Origin of the sequence: Formosa agariphila KMM 3901 (assembly GCF_000723205.1) — a bacterium.
In the GTDB taxonomy this organism is placed as follows: domain Bacteria; phylum Bacteroidota; class Bacteroidia; order Flavobacteriales; family Flavobacteriaceae; genus Formosa; species Formosa agariphila.
This window is the reverse complement of record NZ_HG315671.1, coordinates 1,629,663-1,656,636: the sequence shown is the minus strand read 5'-3', so window position 1 is coordinate 1,656,636 and position 26,974 is coordinate 1,629,663. Positions and strand designations below refer to the sequence as shown.

Sequence of the window (26,974 nt, the reverse complement as noted above, 5' to 3'; positions counted from 1 at the left end):
GGTTTATTTAGAATATTATCATTTCCAAATCCACCATTCTGCCTTAAATCCTAAATAATATCCCCAACGTTTTTCTCCTACAAATTGAAGATATGGCGAGTATAAACTCTCCATTGCATAATCATTATAGCGCGCTACAGAGGCTACAAATCTTAAATGTGGCCGAGCCCAAATATTTCGTTTTCCTGTAGGCACAAGCACAGGAGACACACTTAACTTAGTCATACTTGCTGTGGGATTTTCTCCGTCTTTACGCTGAGAATAATGAAGTTCTGCCAAGAGATGAAAATAATCTGAAATAAAAAATTCGTTTCTAGATCCTATTGTAAAATCTGTTTTCCGATTGTAAACCTCCTTTCCAAAATAGGTAGGCGCTAAACCATTAGAGTCTGCTCCACCCTTACTATGTGTTAAAATAACATAACCATTAAAGGCATAATTATCGGATACATTTAAAACGGTATGATTTACTAAAGCCAACGAGTAAGCACCTTTAAACGTTAAAGATTCATTTGGAGCGCCATAAGTTAGCCATGTTTTAGACATTCCACCATCACCGCCGTTAGCAATTCCTGTGCCGTATCTTAAAGTGAAATCGTTAAAAGAACCTGCTTTCATTCTACTAAATTCGTTATGATAGCGTCCACCAATTACAAATCCACGGTCTGAAGGAAAGTTAACTGCATCTTCAATATCTTCATTTTCTGTAGTCTCATTTCCATTATTACCATCGCCTATATAATGAAGTTCTGCTAATGCCGAAATGGTAGAATTTTCATTCACTTTAAAATCATGTTCTCCAACCAAAACCGTTCGCTGCCTTAAAGCTGCACTTGGTGTTCCTGTTTCAATATTTAAATAAAAATAGGGTGGTAAAGTAGATGTCGTATCTACAGAACTTACAAATATGGCTGCCAGACGCGATTTTTTATATTCTACACCAACACCTTGTCCAGAGTGATCGTTATAATAAAAGTGATCGGCAATATGCACATCTGGACCACGATACACTCTAGAGCCAATCCAAATGTTTAAATCTTTACCTCTAATATTTCGAGCTTCTGCATACAATTCTGGTAGCTGAAAAGTTAATCCTCCTGTGCCCGAGGTAGAGGTGTTACCTATGTACGTTAAACTTCTCGAATATATTGACAGGCGAACTTGCACATGTATTTCTGTACTGTCTCCAGCCTTAGGTCTAAACATAAAATTAGGAACTAATTCTACATAATCTTGTTCTTCTAAACGGCCACCAATACTTCCCATATTGTTCAAGTTTAATCGTCGACCAATAGATTCTCCATTTTCAAAACTCCAATCTACGCCTACGCGACCATAAGATCCTAGAGCAAAATTTTTGTTATTAGAGTATTCGTAATTTATTTGAGCATTTGTAAGTTGTGTACCTAAAGCAAAGAGTACAACAAACACAAAAGTAATACGGCATTTAAAATACTGATTGCTAGTCATAAGGTTAGTTTGGTTGTTAATCAAATATACATGTAAAGCCTTCTAATCACAAAAAAATGTTAAAATATATAGTTATCAGTTAGCTTTCCAAGGGGTTTTCTACCAGCATTTAACCTTATTTTATAAAGTCTCAACTCCTATAAACAGATAAATTTCTATACTTTTGCTCAACAATCAATTCAGTATAAATGAAAAATACAGCTTTAACAACAACTCACGAAGCACTTGGTGCTAAAATGGTTCCTTTTGCAGGATATAACATGCCTGTGCAATACGACGGTGTAAATATAGAACACGAAACAGTTAGAACATCTGTTGGTGTGTTTGATGTAAGCCATATGGGAGAATTCTTAATTGAAGGTCCTAATGCTCTAGCTCTTATTCAAAAAGTTAGTAGTAACGATGCTACAAAATTAACTATTGGAAAAGCGCAATACAGTTATTTACCTAACGATAAAGGTGGTGTTGTAGACGATTTATTGATTTACAAATTAAAAGAAGAAACGTATTTATTAGTTGTTAATGCGAGTAATATTGAAAAAGATTGGAATTGGATTTCATCTAAAAACGATGTTGGTGCAGACATGCGTAATTTAAGTGATGCCTACTCGCTCTTAGCCATTCAAGGTCCAAAAGCTGTAGAAGCAATGCAACCACTTACTAGTCATGATTTATCGGCTATAAAATTTTACAATTTTGAAGTTGGTGATTTTGCTGGTATTGAAAATGTAATTATTTCTGCGACTGGATATACTGGAAGTGGCGGATTTGAAATTTACTGTAAAAACGAAGAAGCCAAACAAATTTGGGATAAAGTTGTTGAAGCTGGCGCAAAACCAATTGGATTAGCGGCACGTGATACTTTACGTTTAGAAATGGGATATTGTTTATACGGAAATGATATTAACGATACTACATCTCCTTTAGAAGCTGGTTTAGGATGGGTTACTAAATTCACTAAAGAGTTTACTAATTCTGAAGCTTTATTAGCAGAAAAAACAGAAGGTGTTAAAAATAAATTAGTTGCATTTACATTAGACGAACGTGGAATTCCACGTCACGATTATGATATTGTAGATAATGACGGAAACAAAATTGGAGTCGTTACTTCGGGAACGATGTCGCCTTCTTTAGGTATCGGAATTGGTTTAGGTTATGTACCTAAAGATTTTGCTGTAGTAGATGGTAAAATCAATATTCAAATTCGTAAAAAAGCGATTCCTGCTACAGTGGTAAAATTACCTTTTTACAAAGGTTAGAAAACTTAAACTTCTCAGGAAGGAGATAGAATGAAGGGGAACGAAGTTAAACATAGAGTCTTAATTATAGGAGCAAGCGGCTTTATTGGCAACGCCATATATAAAGAGCTTTGCTCCTATTTTAATACGTTTGGCACCTATAATATTGCAAGAAAAGAATTTGAAGAAAATCAACATTTTTTTCAATATAATGTTGAAGAAGACGATGTATTTGAAATTCTAGAAGCCGTTCGACCTACCATAATTATTTCGGCTTTACGAGGCGATTTTTCTGCTCAGATTATTGCTCACAATCACATGGCCGAATACATTTTAGCTACCAATACAAGACTCTTTTTTGTCTCTTCGGCAAATGTTTTCGATGCATATAGCCAGTTTCCAAGTTACGAATTAGACAAAACGCTTAGTCATAGTGTTTACGGGCATTTCAAAATTAAAATTGAAAATATGCTCATGCGTCTTCCTAAAAAGCAAATCGCAATTTTAAGATTGCCTATGGTTTTTGGTGCACAATCACCTAGAGTTAAAGAAATAAAACAGCATTTACACGATAAAACGTCTATTGAAGTTTTTCCTAATTTAATAATGAATGTGACCACCGATTCTAAAATCACACAACAAATTCATTATTTAATCAATAGAAATAAATACGGCATTTTTCATTTAGGAAGCACAGACTTAGTACATCACGATGAGTTTATTAGAGAAATAATTTCATCTATAGGTTTATATAATCCTATAATTAAACAAGTTTACACCACGAATAACGATCGATATTTAGCTGTTTTACCAAAGGAAAATCTACTACCCAAACACTTACAAGTTTTAAGTAAACAAATCTTGACAGAATTAGAGGTCTAATAGATTTTACGCTTAAATTTCACTATTTTTAATGTATCAAAAACAGATACAACTATGAGTAAATTATCGGAACAAGATATCGAGAAACGTCTATTAGAATTTCCTGGATGGGACTATTATGACGATGCCATTCATTCAGAATTTGAATTCGAAAATTTCAAAGATTGTTTTAGTGCCATGAGCAGAATTGCTTTTGAATGCGAAGCCTTAAACCATCATCCAGAGTGGACTAATGTATACAATGTGCTAACAGTTTCTTTAACAACACACAGTAAAAATGGTGTAACAGAAAAAGATTTTAAATTAGCCGCTGCAATAGAATCTATATTAGAACCAGAAGAAGATTAAAATATATCACAGTTGGCTTAATTTTTTTAAATTTGCAACCGACTTAATACAAAATTAAAATACATAAGAAATGGGAAGAGCTTTTGAATTTCGTAAAGCACGCAAAATGAAACGTTGGTCTGCCATGAGTAAAGCTTTTACTCGAATTGGGAAAGACATTGTAATGGCTGTTAAAGAAGGTGGTCCTGACCCAGATAGTAATGCAAGGTTAAGGGCGGTAATCCAAAATGCCAAGGCCGTTAACATGCCTAAAGACAATGTAGAACGTGCCATAAAACGTGCAAGCGACAAAAGTTTAGGCGATTTTAAAGAAGTCCTTTTTGAAGGTTATGCACCTCATGGAATTGCTATTTTAGTTGAAACTGCAACAGATAACAATACTCGAACTGTTGCCAATGTACGTAGCTATTTTAATAAATGCGACGGAAGTCTAGGAACCTCTGGCTCTGTAGTTTTTATGTTCGACCATACTTGTAATTTTAGAATTACTGCTGAAGGATTAGATCCTGAAGAATTAGAGTTAGAATTAATCGATTTTGGTGCCGAAGAAGTTTTTGCAGACGACGATGGAATTTTAATCTATGCGCCGTTTGAAAGCTTTGGGGCAATTCAATCGGAATTAGAATCTAGAGGTATAGAAATTTTATCTTCTGGATTTGAGCGCATTCCGCAAGTAACTAAAGAATTGTCTGCTGAGGATGCTGCCGATGTAGAAAAACTTTTAGAGAAAATTGAAGAAGATGATGATGTACAAAATGTATATCATACAATGACTGAAGCTTCTAACGAAGAAGAATAAGATTTTCTAAAAATATATATTTATAAAAAAGAGGTCCAAAAATGGCCCTCTTTTTTATCTTACAACCCTAAAACGTAGTAGAATTTTAATAAAATTTTAAAACGTATAAATAAGTGATTAGGGTTTTGTAAATTTGAAATCCTTAAAATTATTCATTTATCCATTTCAACATATGCCTCATATTAAGCGTATAGAATCAGAATTATCGGAATTACAATACGAAATTCGTCATCATAAATTATACAGCATCCTTAAAACACCAGAGGATGTAAAGTTATTCATGGAGCACCATGTATACACCGCTTGGGATTTTATGTCGTTATTAAAAACATTGCAATTACAATTTGTTACGTTTAAATTACCATGGGTGCCTAATAAATATCCAGAGATTTTTAAATTTATAAACGAGATTGTTGCCGCAGAAGAAAGTGATGTTAACGAGTTGGGACAAACCAAAAGTCATTTTGAAATGTACTTAGACGGAATGGAACAAATTGGAGCTAATACCACTTTAATAACTACGTTTACAGAACTTATAGAAAATAACATAGCGGTATCTAAAGCCGCACACTTGGTTTATATTCCTAGTTTTATAAAAGATTTTATTGAGTTTACTTTTGAAATTATTGAAACAGGTAAACCTCATTTAATGGCTTCAGTATTTATTTTTGGAAGAGAAGATATTAACTCTGAAAAAGTTTTAAATGTAGTAAGTACTATTGCTACGGAGGAAAACCCATGTAACAAACTTACATTTTTATTAAATCGGTATCTATATTTAAAGCAAGACAATCACCGTGCGTTGTCTTATAAAATGCTTAGAGAATTATGCGGTACAGATATGGTTAAATGGGAAGAAGTGCTAACCGTAGCTAAACAAGCTTTAGAACACCGTATCATTCTATGGGATAATATTTATCATATCATTAATACCAATAAAGAAGAATTGGTGTAATCTTATACTTAAAAACTATTTAGTTTTTCGCACATTATAACTATTGTATTATGAATTGGGTTTTACTTATCATAGCTGGATTATTTGAAATTGGTTTTGCAACATGTTTAGGTAAAGCCAAATATGCAGAAGGCCCTATCGCCACATATTGGTATATTGGTTTTTTAGTGTGTTTAACCATAAGCATGGTACTTTTAGTTAAAGCTACAGAAACTTTACCCATAGGAACGGCATATGCGGTATGGACAGGAGTTGGTGCTGTAGGAACAGCATTAGTGGGTATTTTCATATTTAAAGAACCTGCAGACTTTTGGCGAGTATTCTTTATTTCGACCTTAATACTTTCTATTGTAGGATTAAAATTTGTATCTAATTAATCTACATCAAAACTATATTCTGGAACTTTACCTTTTACGTCTTTAAAAAAGCTGTGCATATATTTAAAATCGGCTTCCATATTATCTGTAGGATAAAAAGGTTCTGAAATTACATTCTGTTTTTTACCAAAATCGAAAGTAATCATAACAATAGGCACATTAGCCTCTTTAGCGATGTAATAGAATCCTGTTTTCCATTTATCTACTTTTTTACGCGTGCCTTCTGGCGCTATATTCAAACGGAATTCATCTCGCGTTTCAAACAATTTTGCAATAGACTCTACTTTATTCTGTCCTGGAGTTCTATCTAATTCTACACCGCCAACTTGTTTTAAATACCATCCTAAAGGGCCTTTAAACAACTCTTTTTTACCAACAAAATTAATTGGTGTGTCTTTTATTTTCCGAAGTAATATACCAATATAAAAATCGTGCCAGCTGGTATGCGGAACAGCAATCACCATATACTTCTTTAAATCGGCTGGAAAATCACCTATTATTTTCCATTTCATTAGTTTATAATAAATAAACGTATAAAGCGATTTCATCATATTATTCTACTTTAATGTACATTACATTTGTTCGTACATGCTACGTAATTTAGCTCTCGTTATTGTTTTTTGCCAATTCGACCCCAGTGCATTTTCCCAAAGCGGTACTAATCCTAAAGCCACATCAATCATAGTATTAAAATCGGCATCAGATAAATCTTTACATATACCAGTAGGTAATTGTATATCATGTTTTAATTTCATCTCCTTAAATAGCTTTACCCCTTCTGGATAAAATTCTTCTAATTGGTCGAACACAATACAGTTACCAATACCATGTTTAGTACCTAATAAATACGATAAACCATAACTCATTGCATGTGCAATACCTACTTGCGAATAGGCAATACTCATACCACCGTGCCATGAGGCCATCATTAATTTATCTTGAGATTCTACCGGAGATAAGTCGTTACCTAAGAAAATTTCTTTGCATAACTCTAATGCTTTCTCGCCGTAACTCTGACTAAAGGCATTTAAATACGTACCCGTTAACGATTCGATACAGTGAATGTAACAATCCATACCCGTATAAAACCATTGCTGTTTTGGTACATCTGCAATTAACTCTGGATCTAACACCACCTGATCAAAAGGTGTATAATCTGAGTTTATTCCTAATTTTTTTTCTGGACCAGTTAAAACAGTAGTCCTAGAAACTTCGGAACCCGTTCCTGAAATTGTAGGAATACCAACATGAAAAATAGCTGGGTTTTTAACTAAATCCCACCCCTGATAATCGCTAGTTTCACCTTCATTAGTTATCATAATAGCAACAGCTTTCGCTAAATCTAGAAGTGTGCCCCCACCAATACCTATGATCCCAGAAGGGCGGTCTTTAAATTTTAAAATAATATGTTCTACTAATGCATCAACTTGCGATGTTTTAGGTTCTTCTTCTGCGGAGATAAAAATTATTTCATCTTCGTAAGACAACGGAATTCTTGATGTTATTTTCTCGTTACCTTGAAAAACATCATCAACTAAAAATATAAATGGAGCATTTACATTTAACCGCTTAAGAAGTAAAATTTCTTCGAGTTGATTAAAACTACCTCGTCCAAAAACTACATTGGACACCATAGGAAAATTTTTAAAATTCATTATATATTGGGTAATAATGTGTATTATATCTTATTTTAAAAACTGCAACAAATCTGATAATTTCTGTACAGTTTTATAGGCTTTACCATTTGTTTCTTGCGCTGTAACTTGTTCGTGTACCCAAGTTGTGTGAAATGGAACGTGAATGGCTTGTGCTTTTATATGTATTAATGGAAGAACATCTGATTTTAATGAATTTCCTACCATTAAAAATTCGCTTGGCTTGATATCTAAGTGATTCAATAAATTTGAATAATTTTCTTCTTTTTTATCGCTAACCACTTCTATATGATGAAAATAATCAAGCAATCCCGATTGTTTTAATTTTCGTTCTTGATCTAATAAATCGCCTTTAGTAATTACAATTAGACGATAAGATTCTGATAATGTTTTTAAAACTGATTCTACACCATCTAACAATTCTACTGGCTTATTAATCATATCTTTTCCAATATCTAAAATGGCTTTAATGGTATTATTAGACACTGTATTGTTGGATATTTCTAAGGCCATTTCTACCATCGAGAGCACAAAACCTTTAATACCATACCCATACAGAGGTAGGTTTTTAAGCTCCATTTTAAATAGCTCTTGATCTATTTGGTTTATGGTCTCGAACTGCGATAATAATTTACCAAATTCTGCTTCGGCATCTCTAAAGTACGTTTCGTTAACCCAAAGCGTATCGTCTGCATCAAAACCAATAACTTTAATGTTACTGTAATCTATTTCCATAATTTCTTAGCGCGTTCTAAATCTTCTGGTGTATCTATTTCTACACCTTGTACATCTGTTTCTACCATTTTAATGCGCTTGCCATACTCTAAATAACGAATGCATTCAATTTTTTCTGAAGCTTCTAAAGGCATCATTGGTAATTTATAAAAATCTAAAATGGCTTCTTTTCTAAAGGCGTAAACGCCCTTATGTTTAAAATATTTTACATCAATAGTTTTGTCTCGCGGATAAGGAATTGGGCTTCTAGAGAAATACAATGCGAAATTAAAATTATCAACTATAACTTTAACCGTATTTGGGTTATTAATTTCATCTACTTCGGTAATATGTACCATTAAAGACGCTAAATCGATTTGCTTTTCAGTATCATCTTTAAAAACTTCTATTAATTTTCTCAACGATTCTACATCTGTAAAGGGCTCGTCGCCTTGTACATTAACAACAATATCTATGTCTAAACCTACTACCGCTTCGGCAATTCTATCGCTTCCGCATTCGTGTTCTTTAATACTCATCATGGCTTTACCTCCATTATCTATAATTTCTTTATAAATAATATCGCTATCTGTAACCACAATTACATCGTCGAATAATTGAGTAGCTACGGTAGCTTCATATGTCCGTAGAATTACTGTTTTCCCTCCTAAATCTTGCATTAATTTTCCCGGAAATCGAGAAGCGCTATAACGCGCAGGAATCATTGAAATTATCTTCATAAAATAAAACTAAATCAGTTTCAAAAATAAGGTTTTTCAAGTACAATTTAGGTGTGGTTGTTCCTAAAATTTTTATAAGACTGCATTCTAAATCGCATTCTTTTAAATAATCTGTAATTTCAAGGTTTCAATTTGTCCAATTTTTGTACCTTCAGTAAAATATTAATCAAAAAAATTAAACCATGTCTGGTATATTAGATTTATTAAATAGTGACCTAGGAAAGGGTCTTGTTAGCAACCTTGCTGGCCAAACGGGTCAAGACTCAAACAAAACAGGAGATATGCTTTCTATGGCACTTCCTGTGCTAATGCAAGCAATGAATAGAAATGCAACGGCCTCTCCAGAAGGTGCCGATAGCTTATTAAATGCTTTAGACAGTAAACACGACGGAAGTATTTTAGATAACTTAGAAGGTTATTTTAATGGTGGTGTAGACGAAAGTGAAATTAATGAAGGTAGCAATGTTTTAAACAGTGTTTTAGGTTCTAAACAATCGAATGTAGAAAACGCTTTAAGTCAGAAATCTGGAATTGATGCAGGAACAGTATCTCAAATTCTAAAAATGGCAACACCACTTGTCATGGGGTATTTAGGACAACAAAAACGTCAGAATAATATAACAAATTCAAGCGATTTAGGAAGTATGCTTGGTGGAATGGTAAAAGGAAACTCGCCACAACACGAGCAAAGTTTTTTAGAATCTATTTTAGATGCCGATGGAGATGGTAGTATTATGGACGATGTTGCAGGTATGTTTTTAGATGGAAAAACTAGCACTAAAAATAGTGGAGGAATTTCTGGAATGTTAGGCGATTTATTAAAATAAATACCGCTTATTTATAATATTAAAGCCAAGCAATATTGCTTGGCTTTTTTACATCTTGTAATATCACTTTTTTTATCTACAACTTAAAATTGTATATTTAATAAAATCAATTTAAATGAAATCTATCTATTATATTATACTAATTAGTTTGTGTTTTATTGGATGTAATGCTAGTAAACCAAGCACAAGTTCTACTAAAAAGGCTTCGGAAATAAAAGTCGCGGATAACGATACCCTAAGAATTGAAAACGACAGTTTAGAATATCAAGTTATTATTATAGAACCTGGATTTAATTTTTGGCTAGAAAGCACAGCCAAACCCGAAGGCTATTATTCGCAAGAGTTTTTAGAATCTAGAAATTACATTTATGTTGTAGAATGGAACAATAGAGTAATGAATCCAAGCCAATACGATCCTAATTTATACGAGATGCGCATAGACTATCGTCCAGATATAAATTATGGTTACGAGGTAAATTATAAAATGTATAATTACTTCATCTATTTTCAGCTTAAATACAAACAGAAATTGTCTGGTTTTATTCCTAGAATTTAATATATATTTGCAGCTGGAAAAAAATATGGAAAAATTTAAACAACATTGGGAAATCACAAAGAATTGGCAATTTATCTTTCCAATTGCTGGGGTTCTCATTCTTATTTATAGTGCTTTAAAAATATCCATTTTAATTTTCGGAAATAACACGCCTGTAATTATTGGTTTAAGTACAGCTGTCTTTACCTTTGTGTTATTAAAATTCTTTCTTTTTCTCTTCAAAAAACTAGAACACAAATGGGTTTTAGAATATAAATGGGAAATGATTCGCGTATTTATGGTGTTTGCCATAACGGGATCTTCTTCTTTATTTGTAGGACGACCTATTATTAAGTGGCTAGGTGTTACTAAAGATAATTTAAGTCCGTTTTTGTACTGGACGTTATATATCTTTTTAGGTATTATTTTCTATCAGATTCTTCTTGTTTTTTACGGTTGGTTATTCGGTCAGTTTAGGTTTTTCTGGGAATTTGAAAAGAAAATGTTACGCCGATTTGGATTAAATCGGTTTGTAGATTAATATGAATCATTTAAAAACATATATCGTTTTTAAAGTGTTTACAATTGTTTTAGTGTTAGCCTTTTTAGCACCTACGTTTGTAAAGTTTAATCATGTGTTTGAAACGCACCTTCATGAGGTTTGTCATGGTGAAAAAAAAGCGCATTTACATACTGCAGACATCGATTGTGAATTTTATAAATTTCAATTAAATCATCATTTTACCATACCTGTATTTACTGCTGAAATACTTGACGTTAAAGAGAATCACTCTTTAATTTCTACACAATATTTCTTTTTAAATACGTTTCAACAACTTCATTTCTCTTTAAGAGCTCCTCCTACTATAATTTAAACGCTCGTACTTAGACTGATTACAATCAGCATTATACATCATTTAAATTATAAAAAAATGAAATCATTCATATTATTACTATTATTATGCATTGTCGCGACGCCTAGTTTTGCACAAAACATAATACAAGGACGTGTTGTAGAAAACGATACTCAACAAGGCTTGTCTATTATAGACGTTTATTTTCCACTGCTTGAAAAAGGAAGCATTACAGATGACGACGGGTATTTTTCAATAGAAAACATTCCTAACGGCACTTACAAAATTGTTTTCTCTTCTATAGGATACGAATCACAAACTCAAAATATTTCTATTCCATATACCGGTGAGCTTAAAATATCACTAAAAACTTCGGTAACAGAAATGGAAGAAGTTATTATTTCTACGCCATTTCATAAATTACAACGCGACAATGTTATGATGGTTGAACGCGCAAAGGTATCTGATTTAAAAGCTAGCGGTGCAGTAACCCTTGCCGATGGTATTACAGATATTCCAGGTGTTGAAAGTATTACAACAGGTACCAGTATTGGAAAACCAGTAATTCGTGGATTAAGTTCTAACCGTGTTTTAGTATATACTCAAGGTGTGCGTCTAGAAAATCAGCAATTCGGAGACGAGCATGGTTTAGGGATTAGCGATGCCGGAATTGAAAGTGTTGAAGTTATTAAAGGCCCTGCTTCCCTACTCTATGGTAGTGATGCTTTAGGAGGTGTATTGTATTTAAATCCTGAGCGTTTTGCTGCACAAGACGAATCTCATGGGGATTTTGGTACAACTTATTTCGGAAATACTCAAGGTTTTAGTTCTAATGCTGGATATAAAACTTCTGGAAACGGATTTAAATTCTTAATTCGTGGAAGTGCTTCAGAACATTCAGATTACGATACTAAAGACTACCGTGTAACTAATAGTAGATTTAAAGAAAAAGATTTAAAGGCAGGTTTCGGATATCAATCCACGAACTTTAAAACTGAAGTGAGATATAATTTAAATGATTCTAAATTAGGAATTCCTGAAGAAATTGGAGAACAGTCTACAGACAAAACACCACTTCTACCTTACCAACAAGTAACTAATCATATTTTTAGTTCTAAGACCAATATCTTTTTTGAAAATTCGAGTTTAGATGTTACACTCGGATATTTATATAATGACAGAAAAGAGTTTGAAGAAGAACACGATCACGACCACGGTGATGAAGATGATCATGATGACCATGACCATGATGTTGCTGATGAAGATCATGACGATGACCACGATGATCATGATGAACATGAGGAATTACATCCTGCTTTACAAATGAAATTAAAAACATTTAATTACGATGTAAAATACCACATGCCAACTTTTGGTAAATTTGAAACTATTGTTGGTGTTCAAGGCATGAACCAAGTAAATACCAATTATGGTGAAGAAATCTTAATCCCGAATGCAACTACTAATGATATTGGTGTTTTAGCCATGTCGCATATTCATTTTGATAAAATGGATATTCAAATAGGTGCTCGTTTTGACAATAGAAACATTTCTACCGAAGACGATTTAAACAGAACCTATAATAGCTTTAACGGTGCTGCTGGTTTAAAAACTAACATCACTAAAAACACATCTTTACGATTAAATTTAGCTTCTGGATTTAGAGCTCCAAACTTAGCAGAATTAACATCTTATGGTTCTCACGAAGGGACTAACCGTTTTGAAATTGGTAACCCCGATTTAAACAACGAGCAAAATTATCAATCAGATTTAGCTTTAGAATATAAAAACAGACATATTGAAGTTTATGCTAACGGATTTTACAATAAAGTAAACAATTATATTTACCTATCGCCAAATGGAGAGCTTATAAACGACGACCCTGTTTATTTATACTTACAAGATGATGCTGCATTATACGGAGGTGAAATTGGAATTCATATTCACCCGCACCCTATTCACTGGTTGCATATAGAAAGTAGTTTTGAATCGGTAACAGGAAAACAAGATAACGGAGACTATTTACCTTTAATACCTGCAAATAATTTTAAAAACACTGTTCGCGTTGAGTTCGAGAAAAACTGGATTCAGAAAGGATATGCTTTTGTAAAATTAAGCTCAACTTTAGCTCAAAACAATGTCAGTGCAAACGAAACTACTTCAGATAGTTACAACCTATTAAGCGCTGGTATTGGTGGAGATTTTCAGTTGTTTAAAAACACTCTAAACGTAAGTATTACGGGAAGTAACTTAACAGATAAGCAATATATAAACCATTTATCGCGATTAAAAACAGACGGGATTTATAATATTGGAAGAAATTTAAGTGTAGGTTTAACCTATAAAATCTAGTTTCTTATTTAATAAATACACACAAAAAAGTCCCTTAAATAAGGGACTTTTTTGATTCTATTTCTTTCTCTTTACTTGAACTGGAGCTAAACACATAAGTGTAAAACCACATTAATGTAAAGGTTGGTATAATATCTAAGCCAGGCATTGCTTCTTCTAAAAACGAAATTCCTGCTGCCACTTTTCCTTGCTGTCCTTTATATAATTTGGTCATGATGTAAGCTGACGCTGGCGCCCAAATAATATCGGAAAACTCACCTATTCCTGGCACAATAAAACTAACATAACCAACAGCATCTAAAAGAATACTCAAGGCTAATTTTTTATAATTTTTATTTTTAGGCATAATATGTTTTAAAGGTTACAACACTCTATTTGCAAGAAACATACCAAAAATATATTATGACAAATCTTCACTTATCAACTTTAAAAATTCATTTCTTGTTTCAATCTTTTCAAACTGACCACGAAATCCAGAAGTTGTAGTTACCGAATTTTGTTTTTGTACGCCACGCATCATCATACACATATGGCTCGCTTCTATAACCACTGCTACTCCTTGTGGTTTTAAAGTATCGTTTATACAGTCTAATATTTGCTTTGTTAAGCGTTCCTGAACTTGTAAGCGTCTTGCAAAAACATCTACTATTCTGGGTATTTTACTTAACCCAACAATATGTCCGTTAGGAATATATGCAATATGCGCTTTACCAAAAAAAGGCAATAAATGATGCTCGCAAAGTGAATACAACTCTATGTTTTTCACGATTACCATTTCGTTATACGACTCTTTAAACATAGCGCTTTTTAAAATCTCGGCAGCATCTAATTCGTAACCTTGAGTTAAAAACTGCATGGCTTTAGAGGCGCGTTCGGGTGTTTTTTGTAACCCATCTCGCGAAACATCCTCGCCTATGTTTGTAATAATATTTTGGTATTGCGATTTTATTTCATCTGTAATTTCCAGATTATACTCTTCGTAATGTTTATAAGGCATTGATACAATTATTTAGTAATAATAAAGATTTGCGAATCTGTATTACATCATTAGGTTTAAAAAATTTCTAAGGTTGAATTTTAGAATGCTTTTAATTATGCTTCTAAAATCGTCTTAAAATGAATTTGCTATAAACCTAAATTTTTATCTTAAGGCCTTAAAGCAGATTTAAATAACAAAGATATAGTTTTTAATCTTCACTACTTTTAATGAACTTCAATGTTTAATAGTTGAAACCATTTAATTGTTATAATAAACGAATTGAATGCCTTTGTAAAACAGCAGCTTTAGTTAAACCTTTTTAAACTACAGCTATTTAATTTTGTGAGATTGTTTTTAAAGTATTACTTTAATCATCTTAATTACAATGCATGATTCAAGCAAAAAACATTCATAAATATTACGACGATTTTCATGTTTTAAAAGGTGTAAATCTTCATATAAAAAAAAGTGAAATCGTATCTATTGTTGGTGCTTCTGGCGCTGGAAAAACTACTTTACTTCAAATTTTAGGCACTTTAGATTCTCCTTCAAAACAAGATGCTTGCAAACTTGTAATCAATGGTATAAACATTCAAGAGTTAAAGGAAAAAGGCCTAGCGAAATTTAGAAATGAGCATATTGGTTTCATATTTCAATTTCATCAATTATTACCTGAATTTAGCGCTTTAGAAAACGTATGCATACCCGCATTTATTAAAGGCGTTAATCCTAAAGAAGCAGAACCCAGAGCTAAAGAATTACTTGACTTTTTAGGGCTTTCTCATCGCTATCATCATAAACCAAACGAATTATCGGGTGGAGAGCAACAGCGTGTTGCCGTGGCTCGTGCACTTATAAACAATCCAAGTTTAATTTTTGCAGACGAACCTTCGGGAAATTTAGATAGTGAATCTGCAGAACAATTGCATAGTTTGTTCTTTAAATTACGTGAACAATTTGGACAAACCTTTGTAATTGTAACGCACAATGAAGAATTAGCCAACTTGGCCGACAGAAAATTAGTTATGGTAGATGGAAATATTACAATCTAAAGTAGAAATATTTACAGGAATTTCAAAAGTCTTTATAAGCTATTTAAAGGCGCCTTATAATAACGAAGAAAAAACGTTATTTCAAGGGTATTCTAAAGCTAGTGTCTTTATTACGGCACTTATAATTGCCTTTTTTCTAAACTTTTGCTTTACCATAGTGTTTTCTATTATTGAAACCATGGGCCTTGTAGATTTTGAAGATCATGCTTCTACAAAACTGTTTGAAGATTACCCACCATATGTTATTGTATTACTAGGCGTGCTCGCAGCTCCTATACTTGAAGAACTTATATTTAGAGGACCTCTTACCGCGTTTACAGGAAAAAAAGGATTTAAATACGTATTTTATTTTTTCGCTTTAGCCTTTGGTTTGGTACATATTACAAACTTCGAAATCACTCGAAATGTTTTAATCTTAGCTCCAATTTTAGTCGCTCCTCAAATTATTATCGGATTATTTTTAGGAATCATCAGACTACAATATGGGTTAATATACTCGATATTATTTCATGCAATTTATAATGGTATTATAATTATTCCTGCCGTTTTACTTATGACTGAATAATGACAAAAAACGAACTCAAAGAATTTCTAGACGAGAAAGTCATCCTTTACAATAACCCTAAATTTATTGAAAGCGACCCTATTCAAATTCCACATCAGTTTACCTTGAAGGAAGATATTGAAATCTCAGGTTTTCTAACCGCGACTATTTCATGGGGGAACAGAAAAAGCATTATTAAAAATGCAAAATCGATGATGGAATTATTAGATAATTCACCTTATGATTTTGTAATTAATCATTCCGAAAAAGATTTAGAATCCTTAAATGCCTTTGTACATCGCACCTTTAATGGAGACGATTTGTCTCAATTCATTAAAAGTCTGAACCATATTTACACCCAACATTCCGGATTAGAGATGTTATTTTCTAAATACGCCTCTACAGATTCTTTACAACCGTCTATACATGAGTTTAAAAACGTGTTTTTTGAGAATCCACATTTACAACGTACACAAAAACACATTAGTGACCCATTGAAAAATTCGGCGGCAAAACGCATTAATATGTATTTACGTTGGATGGTAAGAAACGACAATACCGGAGTCGATTTTGGAATTTGGAACAGTTTATCTCCGTCACAACTTTCTTGTCCGTTAGATGTACATTCTGGAAACGTGGCTAGAAAACTAGGTTTGCTAAGTAGAAAACAAAATGACGGAAAAGCATTATTAGAATTGGATACTGCGCTTAGAGCTTTAGACGAAAATGACCCCGTAAAATACGATTTTGCACTCTTTGGTCTCGGTGTTTTTGAAGGGTTCTAATTATTGTTTTTAGTACATTTGTATAAATTAATCATTTCCTTAAATCCTTCCAAAAAAATAATTTATGAAACAGTATTTAAATATTCTCTTTGTTCTTTTATCGATAAGTGTTTTTTCTCAATCTCGAAAAATCCCAATAGATACTATGGTTGTAACAACTCATACATCTACTATAAAAGGCAAAAGTATTTCTTATACTGCTACTACAGGAACACAACCTGTTTGGGATAAAAATGGTAATCCTATAGCTTCACTTTATTACACTTATTACGAGCGTAATAATGTAAAAAACAGCACAAACAGACCTCTTTTAATTTCATTTAATGGAGGGCCAGGCTCTGCTTCTGTGTGGATGCATATTGCTTACACAGGACCTAAAGTATTAAACTTAGACGATGAAGGTTATCCGGTTCAGCCTTATGGTGTAAAAGACAATCCGAATTCTATTTTAGATATAGCCGATATTGTTTACGTAAACCCTGTTAACACTGGATATTCTAGAATGATTGCCGATAAAGAAGGAAAATTTCCTGACCGTAAAGTCTTTTTCGGGATTAATGCAGATATTAAATATTTAGCAGAATGGGTGAATACCTTTGTTACTAGAAAAAACCGTTGGGAATCTCCAAAATATTTAATTGGTGAAAGCTATGGAGGAACACGTGTTATGGGATTAGCTAAAGAACTACAAAATAGTCAGTGGATGTATCTAAATGGTGTTATTATGGTATCGCCAGCCGACTATAAATTGTACAGTACGGGACAACCCATTTATTCAGCATTAAATTTACCTTATTTTACTGCAACCGCATGGCATCACAAGGTCTTACCTCCGGAATTACAACAGAAGGATTTATTAGATATTCTACCAGAAGTTGAAAATTACAGTATTAATACTCTTATGCCAGCAATTGCCAAAGGTGGTTTTATATCGGAAACAGAAAAAAAACAAGTTGCAGATAAAGTAGCTTATTATTCAGGTTTAAAAACTGAAGAAGTATTGCAAAGCAACTTAGAAGTACCAAATAATTATTTTTGGAAATCTTTATTACGCGATAAAACAGGTCAAACTGTAGGACGATTAGATTCTAGGTATTTAGGAATTGATAAAACTGAAACTGGTATTTCTCCAGATTATAATGCCGAAATTAGCTCTTGGTCGCATTCTTTTACGCCCGCAATTAATTACTACTTAAGAGAACATTTAAATTTTAAAACCGATATTAAATATAATATGTTCGGTAATGTTCATCCTTGGAATAAAGAAAACAACAACGTAAGAGAAGGCTTAAGACAAGCTATGGCTCAAAATCCTTATTTAAAAGTTTTAATTCAGTCTGGCTATTACGATGGTGCCACTACCTATTTTGCTGCAAAATATACTATGGGACAAATAGACCCTAGCGGAAAAATGAAAGACCGTTTTACTTTTAAAGGATATAGAAGCGGACATATGATGTATTTAAGAAAAGACGATTTAAAGACTGCAAACGATGATATCCGTGAATTTATAAAAACAGCGTCTAGTAACGGAAAAGCTGCCAAATACACGAAAGACTAAGCATAGTCAATTAAAAATAAATTAAACGGTGTTACATTAATTTTCTATAACTCAACATTCTAATTTTACAGCAATTGGTCACACATTTACCATTTTACGCTTAAGATTAACCTTTCGTAAAATCAACTTAAAACAGACCTTTGTAAAAAAATAAATTATGAGCGATGTAGCTAAATGTCCCACTTGTGGAAGTCATTCAAGAATAAAGACTAAAGACGGAGAAATCACATATCAGGCAGTGCAAGATGAAGATGCCTTCAAAAAAGTTGGTCAGATGAAAAAGGCTTTAGAAAAATTTAAAGCTAAAGCAGAAGCGCTTGAAGCAGAATTGAAAGCTTTAAAAACGGATAAAACATAAACCCTTTTCTAAACTTAATACATATTGCGTTATGAAAATTGCAGTTACATCAGCCAGCGGTCAGTTAGGATCTGCCATTGTAAAACAACTAATACAAGAAATAAGTTCAGACCAAGTTATTGCCATTGCAAGAACTCCTGAAAAGGCAAAACACCTTGGTGTAGAAGTTAGAATTGGAGATTATAATAATCGAGAAGATTTTAACAGCGCTTTAAAAGGTGTAGATATAGTTTTATTGGTCTCTGGAATGGACGATCCCCAAAAAAGAATACAACAACACAGAAATGTTATAGACGCTGCAAAACAAAATGGGGTAAAAAAAATAGTGTATACTAGTATTATTGGCGACTCTGAAAACACGGCTTTTAGCCATGTTGTTAAAAGTAATAGACAAACTGAAGAGGATCTTAAAAACTCTGGTTTAGTATGGGTAATTGGAAGAAATGGTATTTATATAGAACCCGATTTAGAGTTTATAGACACTTATATAAAAGAAGGCGAAATTAGAAACTGTGCTCAAACTGGTAAATGCGGTTATACAAGCAGACCTGAGTTAGCTTACGCCTATGCACAAATGCTCTTACATAGTAAACATAACGGAAAAACATATAATTTAATAGGAGAAGCCATTACACAATCGGAATTAGCAACCTATATAAACACCGTTTATAATACAGATTTAAAATACACATCGGTTTCTGTTGAAGAATATAAAAAAGAACGACAACATGCTTTAGGTGAATTTATAGGAACCATAATATCGGGTATCTATGAAGGTATAAAAAACGGAGTTAATAATGTACCTTCAGATTATGAAAAAGCAGCGGGTCGACCGCATAAATCTCATATAGATAGTATTAAAGATTACAAAAGCAATCATACAACGTCTTAATTGACGGATATGCTTAACTTTAAATAATGGTTCAGAAAAGAATTACATTGTAATATTATGCAGATACACACCTAATCTTTCTAGAATCCTAAAAAGGATTGGCAAAATAATATTAATATTAATTCTAGTAATTAAGCGATGGACGTTTGGGCAAGTAACGTTTTCACTTCATCTAAACTTTCATCGTTATCTAATAAAATTACCAGAGTATCGTTAGCTTCTATAACCGTAGAACCGCCTGGACGCACAAATTTACCATTCCGCTTTATCATTACAATAAACGCTGATTTTGGAAAATGCAAATCGATAATTCGTTTATTTACAGCATAACTATTTGCGGGAATTTCAGTTTCCTCCATGGCCGATTTTGGTAAATCTAAAATGTAACGCTCATCGTCTGATGCGCGTTTTATCTTTTCAGGAAGGGCAACATTCAACCATTTTGCTACAACAGATAAGGTTGTTCCTTGAATTAAAATAGAAGTCACTGAAATAAAGAATACAATATTAAAAATCATATTGGCTTTGTCAATTCCTGCCAATAACGGATAGGTTGCAAATACTATCGGTACAGCGCCACGTAACCCGACCCACGAAATATAGAAACGACGTCGCATTTTCATTTTAAAAAACATCGTACTAATTAACACACTAACCGGGCGAGCAACTACCATTAGGAATAATGATATTAATAAACCGATGCCCATATAAGGGATAATTTGCGAAGGAAATACAAGTAATCCTAAAGTAAGGAATAATACAATTTGCATTAACCAAGCCATACCATCGAACATTTTTAAGATAGTAGATTTATGAATTAAATCTTGGTTTCCTAAATATACAGAACAAATGTAAATAGCGAGAAATCCGTTACCACCAAGTGTATCGGTAGCAGAAAATGTAATAAACATTAGTGCAATTACTAATACCGGATACAGTCCTTCAAAATCTAAAGTTATTTTGTTAATAATAAGTTTACTAAGTTTTCCAAATCCAAATCCAGCAATGGCTCCAACTATCATTTGTTGAAAAAACATAAAAATGATTGTAGAAACGTCTTGATCTTGATTGATTACTAACGACAAGAAAGCCAAAGTTAGTACATAAGCCATAGGGTCGTTACTTCCACTTTCCAGCTCTAATGTAGGTCTTAAATTCGCTTTTAAAGCTAGATTTTTAGATCGTAAAATGGAGAAAACGGCAGCAGCATCTGTAGACGATACGATAGATCCTAAAAGCATACTTTCAAAGATTGTAAAATCGGTGACATACCATACAAATACTCCTAATGTAACAGCTGTAAGCAAAACACCCAAAGTAGATAACACCAACCCTTCTTTAAGAATAGGTTTTACGGTATTCCATTCTGTATCGAGACCTCCTGAAAACAAAATAAAGTTAAGTGAAACAATACCAATAAATTGTGCAATTTTAGGATCATTAAATAAAATACCTCCAATACCTTCGGAGCCAGCTAACATCCCTATAGATAAGAATAAAATTAACGTAGGAACCCCAAATTTATATGATGTTTTACCAACGATTATACTTATAAAAAGTAAAAGGGAACCAACTAATACAATATTTTCAATTGTTAAATTCATGCATTTTTATCTTAAATCAATCAAAACAAATTTAGTTTATTTATAAGTAGACCTGAAGAAAATCGATATGCAATTGTAATATTTTATCGATAAACATCATCAAAAGACCTAATCTCTTATTTTGATTTCTATTTAAAAATAATTCCTTTTAACGATTAACACCTTTAAAAAAGAAATTACCTGCTATTATTATCAAATTAACAATTCACAACCAGCTAATTCATTAAATACCTATAATTACAACTTTAAATATATGATATTCGGAATACTTGATTTATGCGTAATAATGGCGGTTCAAGATTTTAAAAAGTGCTCTAAAAATTAATACCTTAGTGTAACTACCAACAAATCAAATCCTTTAGAAATGACTTTAACTGATGACAAAATTAAAGAAATCGCTGAATTATTAGAATGTGGCATGGTATGTTATATTCATAAACACACATTAAATATAGAATATTATCCTGATTATAATGAACTGTATATGGATCCTGAAGAGTGGGAAGATACTATTAAAAAAGTGCAGTCTCATCTAGACGAATATATATGTATAAAGAAAATGGATGCCAAACATGCATTTCAAGTTATGGAAGCTTTTACTCGAACTCTAACTGACTTGGAATTTAAACAAGAATTAGAACACTGTTTATCTACCAAAAAACCGTTTCAGAATTTTAGATTCTTAATGGTTAACTCTAAATACAAAAGCATGTGGCTAGAACATAAAAAACAGGCGATTATAAATTGGGTAAGACACCAATTAGACTTCTAGGGATTAGGGAATCTTAATCTAATTTCACTTCAAAGCTCAACTAAAAAAAACACACAAAAGATTTGAAACCTACAGAATTATAGATCTGCTCCTAACCTCTTGTATGCTTTAATTTTTTATATTGAAACGGCCTTTAATCTAATAAATCAGGTGTATTTAAAATCAGTTCAATTTTTCTGATAATCACGATTACTTGATTCATTTGGGCTTCAATATTTCTAAAATAAATACTAATATCTCGGTTTACCCAACTTTCTGAAATAACTCGAGCTCCAAGACTAATTCTTAAAATAGCACTTGGTAAATCGTTTCCATATTTTACATTAACTGCTTGCCCTATATGACATTTTTGGGCTGCAAGTCGAACAATTTCTAATGGTGAACCTTCAAACAAATCAGATATATCTGAATTTAACAGCACATAAAGTTTCTTAACCTTATCTACAGTAAGTGCTTGATTGTCTTTTATAATGAAAAACGGAAAAATGGTACGTATGCTTCTTATTCCGAAATCATAACTCTTATTACTAGCATCTGTTTTAGTTAAATCGCTATAAAGTGGTTCTAAAAATGAAACATCCTTTATAGAATCTTCAATAAAATTACAGAACATCTCGATACCTAAATTACGGTATAAAATTGGCGTTTTGTAATATCTATCCATTTCTACAATAGCAGCATTCCAACGCATGTAAGAGCCATAATTAAATCCGTCTGATAAATCTTTCGAACAAAACCACGTTGTTGGCCAATCTGATCGGTTATAATATTGATTTAAACTTACAGGTAACTTTACTTTAGACGACTCAATAGATTCACATATTGTTTCTGGTATAATAAGTGCACCTGCATACGGAGGTCCTGTAAAATATTTACTTCCGGTTATAGACACTATATATCCAGCTGATAAATAATTCTGAATATCTGAAGGATCTAATCGAAGCTGTGCGGCATCAACCACAATCTGTAAAGGAATGTCGTTTAAGGTGTTTAATTTTTGCATCATGTCTTCACTAGGCGATTGATATCCTAATTTTGAATGATCCATAACATGCAATACAATTTGATGTCCTAATTTATTAGTTTCAGTAATTGCATTTAAAACTTCTTCATCTAATTGATCTGCAGATTTTAAAATACCACATTCATCTCTAAATGGAATTTTAATGACATTAACATCTCTAAAACCGTCCATTTTTTCACCCTTTTTAACCTGGTAATTTAATGCCGTTGTATTTTCGAAATGACACCCTTTTAAAGCTCCTGCTACACCACTACCTGTTTCATCTGAAGCAACTAAAATATGTGTGATATCTTTTTCTGTAATAATTTGAGTTATGGCCGCAACTTGAAGTGAAGAATCTGTACCCGATGGAGAAAATATAATCTGACACTCGTCGTTTAATTCAAAAATATTTTTAAGGTTATTTTTTAAAGATTCAGCATAGGCAATAGTCGTGTCTTTAAATCCATTCTTTAAACTATCTTTAATTAATATACTTCTAACTTTTGCAGCTTTATCGAACGCAAAATTAGACACACTAGTAGCTGTAGACGATGCAAAAGTAAAAGCTTCTGGCCTTGGAAATGGTCGACAACCATATTTATTTAGCAAATCAATTTCGTCTATATTCAATCTAAGATCACCACCAGACATAAGTAAATACTCTGTTGGCTTAGCTAAATTTTCAATTATAGGCTCCCAAGATGGTTTAAATAATTTATCTGTATTTTCTAATCCATGGAAAGCTTGTAACTCTTCATTTTCTAACAGAGCTTCTGGACTAGAAAACGTATCGTTTTTAATTAAATTTATTAATACATAGTCTAAAGATTCTAACTTCTCTTTGTCTTCTTTTGGTAATAATTTATAAAATATTCGAGCGACTTCAAAAGCAGCTATATCGCATAAAACAGTATCGTTTTCTTTATCATTTAATGCTTTATACCACAGTTGCCATTCAATTGCATATCTTAAATACACCAATGCCAACACAGGTTTTCTTAAATATAAAGAGCCAATTACAATGGCTTGATTAGGTATAATTTTAAATATTTTAGGTTCCTTTTCGGAAGTAATAATATTTATGTTGTTTAATTTAGGTACCGTATTAAATCTTTTTAAAACGTGAATTAAAAAATTTACATTTTCTTTTTCGAACAAAGGCGTTCTTTTATATTGATTTTCAATAGGTATGCTATTCTTCATAGGTGCTTTAATTAATTACGTTCCACAGAACGGTGGTTCTCTCTCCAGAGTAATTGCCTGATAACTTTATCAGTTTAGGGATTTAGAACAATCTAAAAATTTTATAAAAATAGGATTATTTTAAAAATTAAAAACCATTACTCTTTTTAATTATGTAATTAAATATATAGCTCGGTTTTATAACTGATTAATAAAACGCACGTAATACACAGTATGTCTAGCTCTTAGACGCTTTTAGTAATAACTATTATCTTGTTTTTCATTAAAAAGCTATTAACAGTTTTTAACAGTATTATTCCTATAAATAGCAACTTTGCATAGTGGATTAAACATTAAAATTATAAGACCATTTTAACTTCTACCAACATCATACATAAATTACATCTCATTTAAAGTATACATGACTTCTCAATATTGTTTTTCGGAACACAGTTTTTAATTTAAAGAGAAAAGAAACTTAGATAACATACAGTGTTTACTTATAACAATACACCTGATTTAAAAATGTCTTTTGCAAAAAAACATCTATATTTAGATATTAAGCATAACAACTTATTATTAACTGACTCCCGGCATTGTGCATATGTACAACCTCATATTCTTTAAAGCTAATTGATGGAAATTTATAAAGACAATATAAAAAAATACACAGTTAGAATAGCCGCTTTAAAGCAAGTTTTACGTAAATTATCATTTATCAGGCTGACTGTTTTTGTAACATCTATAGCTATTATAATTCTACTATTTAATCTAAAACTCACTATTCTTGGCTTCATATTTATACCCGTTACTATTCTATGTTTTGGTTTTATATTAAAGCGCCACGACAAAACAGCTTACCAAATACAACATACCAAATTTTTAAAACACATCAATGCATCTGAAATTCTAAGAGAAAATTGTGATTTGAACGGATTTAATGCAGGAGCCCAATTTAGTGACCCCAACCATCCGTATGCATCGGATTTAGATGTTTTTGGAGAACATTCTATTTTTCAGCTGCTAAACAGAACGACGACAGAATCTGGAGAAATACGTTTATCGGAATGGTTAACTAAGCCTGCTACTAACACCGAAATTTTTAATAGACAAGAAGCTATAAAAGAACTCGCTCTTAAATTAGACTGGAGACAAAATTTTCAAGCATCGGGTTTACATTTTCAAAATAAAAAAAGTGATTATCTTAAGTTGTTAGATTGGGTAAAACAACCTGTGGTTTTAATAAAAAAACAATATCTATATATAGCCATAGCTAGTATTCTTCCCATTCTTTTTTTTGTAAGTGTTTATTTCTTTTACGTTAATTTAGGGGCTTCAAGATGGTTCATGTATTTATTATTTATGATTTCAATTTTGGCTATCAACTATTTCATTTTAAAACAAATGAAATTCATTGCCGAAGATATTGTATTTACATCTACAAATAACCTTAGTACATTAAAAGGGTATCAAGCACTTCTAATTCATATTGAGAGCGTCACGTTAAAGTCTAAAAAATTACACGAATTACAGGCTATTCTATTACAGGAAAAGTATTCAGCAAGTAATGAAATTAATAAGATTTGCCGATTATTAGAATTCTCGCATCAAAGACCTATAAAAAAGATACCTATTGGAGGAAACTACATGTATCCGCTATTAAACAGTGTATTTCTATTAGACATTTACTTAATTCTTGGAACCGAGAAATGGAAATTAAAGAATAATACATTTTTAAAATCTTGGGCGAATATAGTAAGTGAATTTGAAGTTGTAAATAGTTTTGCTGGCTTTACCTATTCAAATCCGTCGTATAACTTTCCAGAATTAACAGACCAACATAACTATATCCATTTTAAATCTTTAGGACATCCTTTATTGCATCCGGATTCACGTATTTGTAACGATTTTCATTCCGAAGGTCATGGTCAAGTTGTCATGATTACGGGGTCCAACATGGGTGGAAAAAGTACATTTTTAAGAACCGTTGGGGTAAACCTTGTATTAGCTCTTGCTGGTGCTCCGTGTTGTGCAAAACATGCTAAAGTTGCAAACATGAACATCTTTACAAGCATGCGAACTCAAGATAATTTAATGAAAGGCGTGTCCTCGTTTTATGCTGAATTAAATAGAATAGAACACATGCTAACATGTATCGATAAAAGTGAAAATGTTTTTTTCCTATTAGACGAAATGTTTAAAGGGACAAATTCAGAAGATAGACAAAGAGGTGGTTATTCTTTAATTAACCAGATAAGTAAATTGAAAACGTCTGGTATAATAGCGACGCATGATATTGAACTTGCAAAACTTTCAGGGCAAAAAAACTTAGTAACAAATTACAGTTTTAACAGCAAGATTGAAGATAACACCATGGTTTTTAGTTATAAGTTAGATCCATTTATTTGCACAGATTTTAATGCCAGTGAACTTATGAAAAAAAGCGGTATTAAAATTTTATCGGATATTACAGATGAATTAAATACCTAAACT

General features: G+C 32.2%; 28 protein-coding genes. 19 read left to right on the top strand and 9 right to left on the bottom strand.

Features of this window, described 5'->3' with window-relative positions; genetic code table 11:
* Positions 1 to 18: 18 nt before the first annotated feature.
* On the bottom strand, positions 19 to 1,470 hold the full coding sequence (locus BN863_RS07080) for a carbohydrate porin (RefSeq protein WP_038529066.1): 1,452 nt from the start codon (positions 1,468 to 1,470) through the stop codon (positions 19 to 21).
* Positions 1,471 to 1,658: 188 nt separating this feature from the next.
* Here BN863_RS07080 and gcvT point away from each other — a divergent pair, with 188 nt between their 5' ends.
* The 6 genes from gcvT (at position 1,659) to BN863_RS07050 (ending at position 6,069) form a co-directional block, all read left to right on the top strand.
* Positions 1,659 to 2,729, top strand: coding sequence for a glycine cleavage system aminomethyltransferase GcvT (gcvT, locus tag BN863_RS07075; protein ID WP_038529064.1), 1,071 nt, complete (start codon positions 1,659 to 1,661; stop codon positions 2,727 to 2,729).
* 30 nt (positions 2,730 to 2,759) lie between these two features.
* Positions 2,760 to 3,590, top strand: coding sequence for a sugar nucleotide-binding protein (locus BN863_RS07070; protein WP_038529060.1), 831 nt, complete (start codon positions 2,760 to 2,762; stop codon positions 3,588 to 3,590).
* A 54-nt stretch (positions 3,591 to 3,644) separates the two neighbouring features.
* Positions 3,645 to 3,938 carry a 4a-hydroxytetrahydrobiopterin dehydratase gene (locus BN863_RS07065; RefSeq protein WP_038529056.1) on the top strand — a complete coding sequence of 98 codons (294 nt, stop codon included), beginning with the start codon at positions 3,645 to 3,647 and terminating at the stop codon, positions 3,936 to 3,938.
* A gap of 70 nt (positions 3,939 to 4,008) precedes the next feature.
* Positions 4,009 to 4,737, top strand: coding sequence for a YebC/PmpR family DNA-binding transcriptional regulator (locus BN863_RS07060; protein ID WP_038529053.1), 729 nt, complete (start codon positions 4,009 to 4,011; stop codon positions 4,735 to 4,737).
* 172 nt (positions 4,738 to 4,909) lie between these two features.
* A complete protein-coding gene (locus BN863_RS07055) occupies positions 4,910 to 5,692 on the top strand; it encodes a DUF3050 domain-containing protein (RefSeq protein WP_038529051.1) in 783 nt (260 codons plus the stop codon).
* A gap of 50 nt (positions 5,693 to 5,742) precedes the next feature.
* Complete coding sequence (locus BN863_RS07050; protein WP_038529048.1) at positions 5,743 to 6,069, top strand: DMT family transporter; 327 nt, start codon at positions 5,743 to 5,745, stop codon at positions 6,067 to 6,069.
* On the opposite strand, the gene BN863_RS07045 is transcribed toward BN863_RS07050, so the two are convergent.
* The 4 genes from BN863_RS07045 to kdsB are packed head-to-tail and all read right to left on the bottom strand — an operon-like array spanning position 6,066 to position 9,178.
* Entirely contained in the window at positions 6,066 to 6,617 is a 552-nt protein-coding gene (locus BN863_RS07045; protein WP_038529045.1) for a 1-acyl-sn-glycerol-3-phosphate acyltransferase, read from the bottom strand. The two genes, BN863_RS07050 and BN863_RS07045, sit on opposite strands and share 4 nt — an antisense overlap.
* Before the next feature lie 24 nt (positions 6,618 to 6,641).
* Positions 6,642 to 7,724: an iron-containing alcohol dehydrogenase family protein gene (locus BN863_RS07040; protein ID WP_038529042.1), complete on the bottom strand. Its 1,083-nt coding sequence runs from the start codon at positions 7,722 to 7,724 to the stop codon at positions 6,642 to 6,644.
* A 30-nt stretch (positions 7,725 to 7,754) separates the two neighbouring features.
* The gene (locus BN863_RS07035) at positions 7,755 to 8,459 is read right to left on the bottom strand and encodes an HAD family hydrolase (RefSeq protein WP_038529039.1); all 705 of its coding nucleotides are present in this window, start codon (positions 8,457 to 8,459) and stop codon (positions 7,755 to 7,757) included.
* A complete protein-coding gene (gene kdsB, locus BN863_RS07030; protein WP_038529036.1) occupies positions 8,450 to 9,178 on the bottom strand; it encodes a 3-deoxy-manno-octulosonate cytidylyltransferase in 729 nt (242 codons plus the stop codon). Before kdsB ends, BN863_RS07035 begins: the two co-directional genes overlap by 10 nt.
* A gap of 182 nt (positions 9,179 to 9,360) precedes the next feature.
* Here kdsB and BN863_RS07025 point away from each other — a divergent pair, with 182 nt between their 5' ends.
* The 5 genes from BN863_RS07025 (at position 9,361) to BN863_RS07005 (ending at position 13,746) form a co-directional block, all read left to right on the top strand.
* Positions 9,361 to 10,005: a DUF937 domain-containing protein gene (locus BN863_RS07025; RefSeq protein WP_038529033.1), complete on the top strand. Its 645-nt coding sequence runs from the start codon at positions 9,361 to 9,363 to the stop codon at positions 10,003 to 10,005.
* Between the two features lie 115 nt (positions 10,006 to 10,120).
* On the top strand, positions 10,121 to 10,561 hold the full coding sequence (locus tag BN863_RS07020) for a DUF6146 family protein (RefSeq protein ID WP_038529030.1): 441 nt from the start codon (positions 10,121 to 10,123) through the stop codon (positions 10,559 to 10,561).
* 25 nt (positions 10,562 to 10,586) lie between these two features.
* Positions 10,587 to 11,081, top strand: a complete 495-nt coding sequence (locus tag BN863_RS07015) for a DUF6787 family protein (RefSeq protein WP_038529027.1) — start codon at positions 10,587 to 10,589, stop codon at positions 11,079 to 11,081.
* 1 nt (position 11,082) lies between these two features.
* The gene (locus BN863_RS07010) at positions 11,083 to 11,415 is read left to right on the top strand and encodes a hypothetical protein (protein ID WP_242404080.1); all 333 of its coding nucleotides are present in this window, start codon (positions 11,083 to 11,085) and stop codon (positions 11,413 to 11,415) included.
* Between the two features lie 57 nt (positions 11,416 to 11,472).
* Positions 11,473 to 13,746 (top strand): TonB-dependent receptor, encoded by a 2,274-nt coding sequence (locus BN863_RS07005; protein WP_038529025.1) that lies wholly within the window; start codon positions 11,473 to 11,475, stop codon positions 13,744 to 13,746.
* A 34-nt stretch (positions 13,747 to 13,780) separates the two neighbouring features.
* Here BN863_RS07005 and BN863_RS07000 read toward each other — a convergent pair whose 3' ends face one another.
* Positions 13,781 to 14,092 carry a hypothetical protein gene (locus BN863_RS07000; protein WP_038529022.1) on the bottom strand — a complete coding sequence of 104 codons (312 nt, stop codon included), beginning with the start codon at positions 14,090 to 14,092 and terminating at the stop codon, positions 13,781 to 13,783.
* Between the two features lie 54 nt (positions 14,093 to 14,146).
* Entirely contained in the window at positions 14,147 to 14,743 is a 597-nt protein-coding gene (gene folE / locus BN863_RS06995; protein ID WP_038529019.1) for a GTP cyclohydrolase I FolE, read from the bottom strand.
* Between the two features lie 371 nt (positions 14,744 to 15,114).
* Here folE and BN863_RS06990 point away from each other — a divergent pair, with 371 nt between their 5' ends.
* The 6 genes from BN863_RS06990 to BN863_RS06965 all read left to right on the top strand — a co-directional run bounded on the left by BN863_RS06990 (position 15,115) and on the right by BN863_RS06965 (position 19,917).
* Entirely contained in the window at positions 15,115 to 15,777 is a 663-nt protein-coding gene (locus BN863_RS06990; RefSeq protein ID WP_038529017.1) for an ABC transporter ATP-binding protein, read from the top strand.
* Entirely contained in the window at positions 15,758 to 16,342 is a 585-nt protein-coding gene (locus BN863_RS06985) for a CPBP family intramembrane glutamic endopeptidase (RefSeq protein ID WP_051774593.1), read from the top strand. The genes BN863_RS06990 and BN863_RS06985 overlap by 20 nt, the downstream gene beginning before the upstream one ends.
* Positions 16,342 to 17,106 carry a TIGR02757 family protein gene (locus BN863_RS06980; protein ID WP_038529014.1) on the top strand — a complete coding sequence of 255 codons (765 nt, stop codon included), beginning with the start codon at positions 16,342 to 16,344 and terminating at the stop codon, positions 17,104 to 17,106. The genes BN863_RS06985 and BN863_RS06980 overlap by 1 nt, the downstream gene beginning before the upstream one ends.
* 64 nt (positions 17,107 to 17,170) lie before the next feature.
* Positions 17,171 to 18,667: a S10 family peptidase gene (locus BN863_RS06975; protein ID WP_038529011.1), complete on the top strand. Its 1,497-nt coding sequence runs from the start codon at positions 17,171 to 17,173 to the stop codon at positions 18,665 to 18,667.
* A gap of 157 nt (positions 18,668 to 18,824) precedes the next feature.
* Positions 18,825 to 19,025, top strand: a complete 201-nt coding sequence (locus BN863_RS06970; RefSeq protein ID WP_038529008.1) for a hypothetical protein — start codon at positions 18,825 to 18,827, stop codon at positions 19,023 to 19,025.
* Positions 19,026 to 19,056: 31 nt separating this feature from the next.
* Positions 19,057 to 19,917 carry an SDR family oxidoreductase gene (locus BN863_RS06965; RefSeq protein WP_038529005.1) on the top strand — a complete coding sequence of 287 codons (861 nt, stop codon included), beginning with the start codon at positions 19,057 to 19,059 and terminating at the stop codon, positions 19,915 to 19,917.
* 131 nt (positions 19,918 to 20,048) lie between these two features.
* Here BN863_RS06965 and BN863_RS06960 read toward each other — a convergent pair whose 3' ends face one another.
* Positions 20,049 to 21,521 (bottom strand): potassium/proton antiporter, encoded by a 1,473-nt coding sequence (locus BN863_RS06960; protein WP_038529003.1) that lies wholly within the window; start codon positions 21,519 to 21,521, stop codon positions 20,049 to 20,051.
* 364 nt (positions 21,522 to 21,885) lie between these two features.
* On the opposite strand from BN863_RS06960, the gene BN863_RS06955 reads away from it, so the two are divergent.
* On the top strand, positions 21,886 to 22,293 hold the full coding sequence (locus BN863_RS06955; protein ID WP_038529000.1) for a UPF0158 family protein: 408 nt from the start codon (positions 21,886 to 21,888) through the stop codon (positions 22,291 to 22,293).
* Between the two features lie 133 nt (positions 22,294 to 22,426).
* Here BN863_RS06955 and BN863_RS06950 read toward each other — a convergent pair whose 3' ends face one another.
* Entirely contained in the window at positions 22,427 to 24,502 is a 2,076-nt protein-coding gene (locus BN863_RS06950; protein WP_038528998.1) for a hypothetical protein, read from the bottom strand.
* A gap of 615 nt (positions 24,503 to 25,117) precedes the next feature.
* Here BN863_RS06950 and BN863_RS06945 point away from each other — a divergent pair.
* Positions 25,118 to 26,971, top strand: coding sequence for a MutS-related protein (locus tag BN863_RS06945; RefSeq protein WP_038528997.1), 1,854 nt, complete (start codon positions 25,118 to 25,120; stop codon positions 26,969 to 26,971).
* Positions 26,972 to 26,974: the final 3 nt, after the last annotated feature.